This window comes from uncultured Leptotrichia sp. (assembly GCF_938036635.1).
Lineage (GTDB): Bacteria > Fusobacteriota > Fusobacteriia > Fusobacteriales > Leptotrichiaceae > Leptotrichia > Leptotrichia hongkongensis.
The window spans coordinates 1-5084 of sequence record NZ_CALHQO010000370.1; the positions used below are offsets into that span (position 1 = coordinate 1).

The window sequence follows — 5084 nt, forward strand, 5'->3', positions numbered from 1 at the left end:
TTGAGTCACTCCCATATTTTTTATTTCATCTGTTCACTTACAGTACTTACTTTTTCTAGAATTTCATCTAGACTGAAGTAGCCGCTTTTTTGAATAGATAATCTTCCTTCAATATATACTTCTACAGTTGGCGCTGAAAGAATGCCTCGTTGAGCGGCAATTTCCATATTTTCTTCTAATGAAATGTAGTATGCTACGATGTCTTTGTGATCTTCTTGCCATGTAGTAATTCTGTTTTTTATTGAGTGACATGGCATACATGTAGCAGATCCGTATTGAATAATCGCTATGTCATTGTCACTGATAATTTTATTTAAGTCGTCGTTTTTTGTGAAATCAATCATATTTTATAATCCTTTATTTTTAATAAGAAGCAGAGTAGTATCCTGCCTTCTTTTAATATGTGTATATTATAGTTGTTTTAAATGAGAATTACAACTATTATTAATTGTGTATATACATGGCTTAAAAATAGAATATTATAAAAATTTTCTGAAAAAATGAAAAAATTTTTAAAAAAAGTGTTGACAAATTTAAAAAAATGTAATATTATATATCTATAGTTAGCAACCTAACCTAGAGAGTGCTAACAATAAAAAGGAAGGTGCCGAGATGAATGATAGGGAGCAATTGATTTTAAAGGCTATTATCAAGCACTATCTAGAATTTGGTGAGAGTGTGGGATCACGGACACTTGAGAAAAAGTACAATATTGGAGTGTCTTCGGCCACTATTCGAAATACAATGGCAGATTTGGAAGATAAGGGCCTAATTGTAAAAACACATACATCTTCTGGACGTATTCCGACAAGTGAAGGATATAAGCTGTATGTCGATGAGCTTTTGAAAATTAGAGATATTTCTCAGGAGGAAAAGGCGAAGGTCATGCAGGCGTACAATAAGAGGATGAATCAAATTGATACAATATTTGAGGAAACATCTAGATTATTGTCAAAAATTAGTCAATATGCCGGGGTTGTATTAGAGCCGGCGTTTACGCAGGAAGGTGTAAAAAAGGTAAAATTGGTACATATTAATGAAACGACTGTACTTGCCGTAGTTATAATGAATTCTTCCCTTACAAAAAATCTAAATATCTTTCTGGAAAATCCTGTAACTGAAAATGAAGTAGAAACAATAAATAATTTTTTAAATGAAAAAATCGCAAATAGTGAGTATTTTACATTATCTGACTTAAAAGATTTTTTCACAAATACAAATTTATTTATGCAAAGCGATTTTCAGGATAATATAATTTCTGAAGAAGGAAAATTATTTTTTGAAGGTGGAACGAATCTCATTGAAAACAACGCATCTGATGTAATGAACCTTATAAACCGTGTAAAATTGTTTAATAATCCGAATGATTTACGGAACGTGTTTGCACAGTTTTTACAGATGGAGGAATTTAAGGATAGAGAAGTTAATGTAATTTTCGGAGAAGATTTGAATATTGCAGGACTTGAAGATTTCTCATTTGTATTCTCGGTTTATACGCTTAATAATGCGAAGGGTATTATCGGTGTGATTGGACCGAAACGAATGGAATATTCAAAAACGGTTGGACTCGTTGAATATGTAGCAGAAGAAGTAAATCAGTTATTAAATCAAAAAAATAAATAATAAGAAGGAGAGTGGGTTTTTTAAATGGCGGAAAAAGATTTGGAAAAGGAAAATTTGGAAGGTGAAGCTGTACAGAATGAAGCGGTTGAAGAGCAAAATAAAAATGTAGAAAATCAAGAAGCTGAAAAAAGTGCAGAAGAAACTTCTGATAATTGTGATGATAAAGTAAAGAAATTAGAAGCTGAACTTGAAGAATGGAAAAATTCATATACAAGAAAATTGGCTGAATTTCAAAACTTTACCAAAAGAAAAGAAAACGAAGTTGCTGAAATGAGAAAATACGCTTCTGAAGGAATTATCGTAAAATTGCTTGACAATATAGATAATCTGGAAAGAGCGGTTGACGCATCGAAGGAAAGTCAAAACTTTGATTCATTAATCGAAGGAGTTAATATGATTTTGAATAATCTAAAAAATTTATTGACAGAAGAAGGCGTAGAAGAAATTGAAGCAGCTGGAAAAGAGTACGATCCTTACGAACATAAAGCAATGATTACTGAAAATAAAGAGGAACTAGATGACAACGTGGTTGTGCAAGTTTTCCAAAAAGGGTACAAAATGAAAGGAAAAGTTGTAAGACCTGCGATGGTTACTGTAAATAAGAAACAATAAAAATTGAAAAAAATAAACAAATAAATTAAATTTATAAAAAATTGATAATAAAGGAGAATGATAGATATGAGTAAAATAATAGGAATAGATTTAGGGACAACAAACAGCTGCGTGGCAGTTATGGAAGGTGGAAACTTTGCTATAATACCAAATAGTGATGGAGGAAGAACTACTCCGTCAGTAGTAAACATTAAAGATAATGGAGAAATTATTGTAGGAGAAATTGCAAAAAGACAGGCTATTACAAATCCTGATTCAACTGTAATTTCAATTAAAACTCACATGGGAAGCGACTATAAAGTTGATATTAACGGAAAAAGCTATACACCACAAGAAATTTCAGCAATGATTTTGAAAAAATTGAAAAAAATTTTGTAATTGTATTGAAAATTAATGGAAAATGTGATAAACTTAATAAGTTATTGAATAAAAGGATATTCCGCTTTTATTGTTGCTACCAGTTTTGTAATAAAATTTATAAACAAAAAAAGTTTGTGAATTAGTAAAATTGGTATAGATAGAAAGAATGTCTTAGAAAGAAGGGAGTGAATTTCTTGAAAGAGAAATTAATCGAATTAGTAGAAAAAAATTACTTGAAAGCTGACGTACCTCAATTTAAAGCAGGGGATACAGTTGCAGTTCACTACAAAGTAAAAGAAGGAAACAAAGAAAGAATACAGGTTTTTGAAGGTGTAGTTATTAGAGTTTCTGGTGGAAGCGTTGCTAAAAACTTCACAGTTAGAAAAGTATCTTCAGGAATCGGCGTAGAAAGAATCATTCCTTTAAATTCTCCATTAGTAGAAAAAATCGAAGTTAAGAGAATTGGTAAAGTAAGAAGATCTAAATTATACTACTTGAGAAACTTATCAGGAAAAGCTGCTAGAATTAAAGAAATTAGAAAGTAGCTTCAAGGCTAGCAAAATGCTAGCTTTTTATTTTTATAAAACTAAAAAATTTAAAAATTATAAATTTAGGAGAGGAAAAATTATGAATATGTTATTGTGGGGAGTATTTTATCTTATTGCAACGTTATTTCTGTTATTTTTCTTTTTTAAGGAAAAACAGGTCATACATTGGATAAGAACTAAAGAAGATGAAATATTGCAGAAAGTTTCACTTGAGAGAAGCGATAGAAGTTTTATTGCAGGGAATATATTAACAATAGTTGCATTAATTATTACATCAGTGTTTTTCGTGATTGTTGATAAAACGCCAGATTCTGATATTTTTATAAAAGTTTGGGGAATTCTTGGAGTGTTTATCATAAATTTAATAATTTATGTTCTAAGAAGACAACATGAATGGATTTTTTTACTTAATCTTGTAATGTTGTTTTTGAGCAGATTAATGTTTAATATTATGGATATAAATTTTCATATTTATTTGGGAATAAATGTTGTAATTTCATTGATTCTTATTTATTTGTTTAAAGAGTTACCAAAAGAAAAAGTTGATGAACAAATGATTCTAAAGGAAGCTGTGTATGGAAATAAAAAAATGGAGAATATATTGACTGAGGCAAAAGTAAAGAATGAAAGCACAGAAGAAATTTTTAAAAAAATGTTTCCAAAGGAAAATATTACAGTAGAAGAGAGAATTAAAAGAGAAGAAAGAAAAAGAAGTACATTAGGGAAAGCACTTTCAAGAATTGATAATGCTTTAGTTGCAATTATTTTAGTTGGACTGATACAAATGTTTTATATAGGAAATTATGTAATTCCTACAGGTTCAATGGAACCTACAATTAGGATTCAAGATAGGGTTTTTACGAATATGGTTAAATATCATTTTTCACACCCTAAAGTTGGACATATAATTGCGTTTAAAGAGCCAATGGAAAATAAACTGATGTTTACAAAAAGAATAGTTGGAGCAGCGGGAGATACTTTGCAAATTGCAAAAGGGAAAATGAGTATAACAGAATTTAGAATCGCAATTCTTGACAGCGAACCAAGAATTGAATATACTGGCGATGAAAAACACGACAAACTTGAAGAAGCAAAATATGAAAAAGAATTACAGGAACGTCAAGTTAAAGAAGTTGGTGGAGCAATGATAATAAATGGACAGGAATCAGAAATTTTAAAAAGAGTAACACCTCAAAAATTATATTTACCTGAAGGAATTCTTATGAATAATAAAATTTATATTCCTAAAAAAGGTGATAAAGTAAAACTAGATAAAATCATTGCAATTGATAAAGTATTTAGAAAAACGGAAGACAAAGATAATACTTTAATTGGTCAAGTAAACTGGGAAAGCTACTATGATGGAAAAGGTTACAAAAAATTAAGTGGAAAAGAGTTTTTGGATTTAATAAAGACAGATAAGAATTTTAAAGATATAATAGGAAGTAATGATATCTATAAAGCTAGCCCTGATAATGTACTAACTAATAAATATTATACGTTTACTTTAAAAGTTGAAGGTAGAGATGAAATGGTTATGCCAATTATGGACTTTAAGTATAATGATGAATTGTTTAAGAAGTTGTTAAATGGAGAAACTATAACACTTGATACTAATTATTACATGGCTATGGGAGATAACACTTCAAATAGTCATGACACAAGATATTTTGGTCTTGTAGCAGAGCCAAGAATTAAGGGTGAATTGCTTGTAAGATGGTGGCCATTGACTAGAATTGGGCTATTATAATTTAAGAGTGCTTATAAGTGTATTTGTTTTTAATATTATTAAAGAAGAGTTTGATAAAGTTAAAGAAAAAAATGGAGAATAAAATGGAAGATATTGTCGATGAATTGGTTAAAATTCATAATGAGAACTTTAAAAATAAAGTTGAAGATAAATATTTTTCTGAAATGATGTTAAGTGAGCAGTATGAGATA

Annotated in this window: 5 protein-coding genes and 1 pseudogene; 5 read left to right on the forward strand and 1 reads right to left on the reverse strand. The window is 29.4% G+C overall.

Features of this window, described 5'->3' with window-relative positions; all coding sequences use genetic code 11:
• Nucleotides 1–20: 20 nt before the first annotated feature.
• The gene (locus tag Q0370_RS07365) at nucleotides 21–344 is read right to left on the reverse strand and encodes a co-chaperone YbbN (protein WP_299574053.1); all 324 of its coding nucleotides are present in this window, start codon (nucleotides 342–344) and stop codon (nucleotides 21–23) included.
• 268 nt (nucleotides 345–612) lie between these two features.
• On the opposite strand from Q0370_RS07365, the gene hrcA reads away from it, so the two are divergent.
• The 5 genes and pseudogenes from hrcA to lepB all read left to right on the forward strand — a co-directional run bounded on the left by hrcA (nucleotide 613) and on the right by lepB (nucleotide 4893).
• On the forward strand, nucleotides 613–1623 hold the full coding sequence (gene hrcA / locus Q0370_RS07370) for a heat-inducible transcriptional repressor HrcA (protein ID WP_299574055.1): 1011 nt from the start codon (nucleotides 613–615) through the stop codon (nucleotides 1621–1623).
• A gap of 24 nt (nucleotides 1624–1647) precedes the next feature.
• Nucleotides 1648–2235 carry a nucleotide exchange factor GrpE gene (gene grpE / locus Q0370_RS07375; protein WP_147004906.1) on the forward strand — a complete coding sequence of 196 codons (588 nt, stop codon included), beginning with the start codon at nucleotides 1648–1650 and terminating at the stop codon, nucleotides 2233–2235.
• Nucleotides 2236–2301: 66 nt separating this feature from the next.
• A pseudogene (locus tag Q0370_RS07380) lies at nucleotides 2302–2604 on the forward strand (Hsp70 family protein); the annotation flags it as partial.
• A 185-nt stretch (nucleotides 2605–2789) separates the two neighbouring features.
• Nucleotides 2790–3140: a 50S ribosomal protein L19 gene (gene rplS / locus Q0370_RS07385; protein WP_021768283.1), complete on the forward strand. Its 351-nt coding sequence runs from the start codon at nucleotides 2790–2792 to the stop codon at nucleotides 3138–3140.
• A gap of 82 nt (nucleotides 3141–3222) precedes the next feature.
• Nucleotides 3223–4893 carry a signal peptidase I gene (gene lepB / locus Q0370_RS07390; protein WP_299574064.1) on the forward strand — a complete coding sequence of 557 codons (1671 nt, stop codon included), beginning with the start codon at nucleotides 3223–3225 and terminating at the stop codon, nucleotides 4891–4893.
• The last annotated feature ends 191 nt before the right edge of the window (nucleotides 4894–5084 follow it).

Excerpts from the sequence above, each read along its gene's own strand:
- grpE (WP_147004906.1), top strand. The coding sequence starts at position 1,648 with ATGGCGGAAAAAGATTTGGAAAAGGAAAATTTGGAAGGTGAAGCTGTA.
- Q0370_RS07365 (WP_299574053.1), bottom strand. The coding sequence starts at position 344 with ATGATTGATTTCACAAAAAACGACGACTTAAATAAAATTATCAGTGAC.
- lepB (WP_299574064.1), top strand. The coding sequence starts at position 3,223 with ATGAATATGTTATTGTGGGGAGTATTTTATCTTATTGCAACGTTATTT.
- hrcA (WP_299574055.1), top strand. The coding sequence starts at position 613 with ATGAATGATAGGGAGCAATTGATTTTAAAGGCTATTATCAAGCACTAT.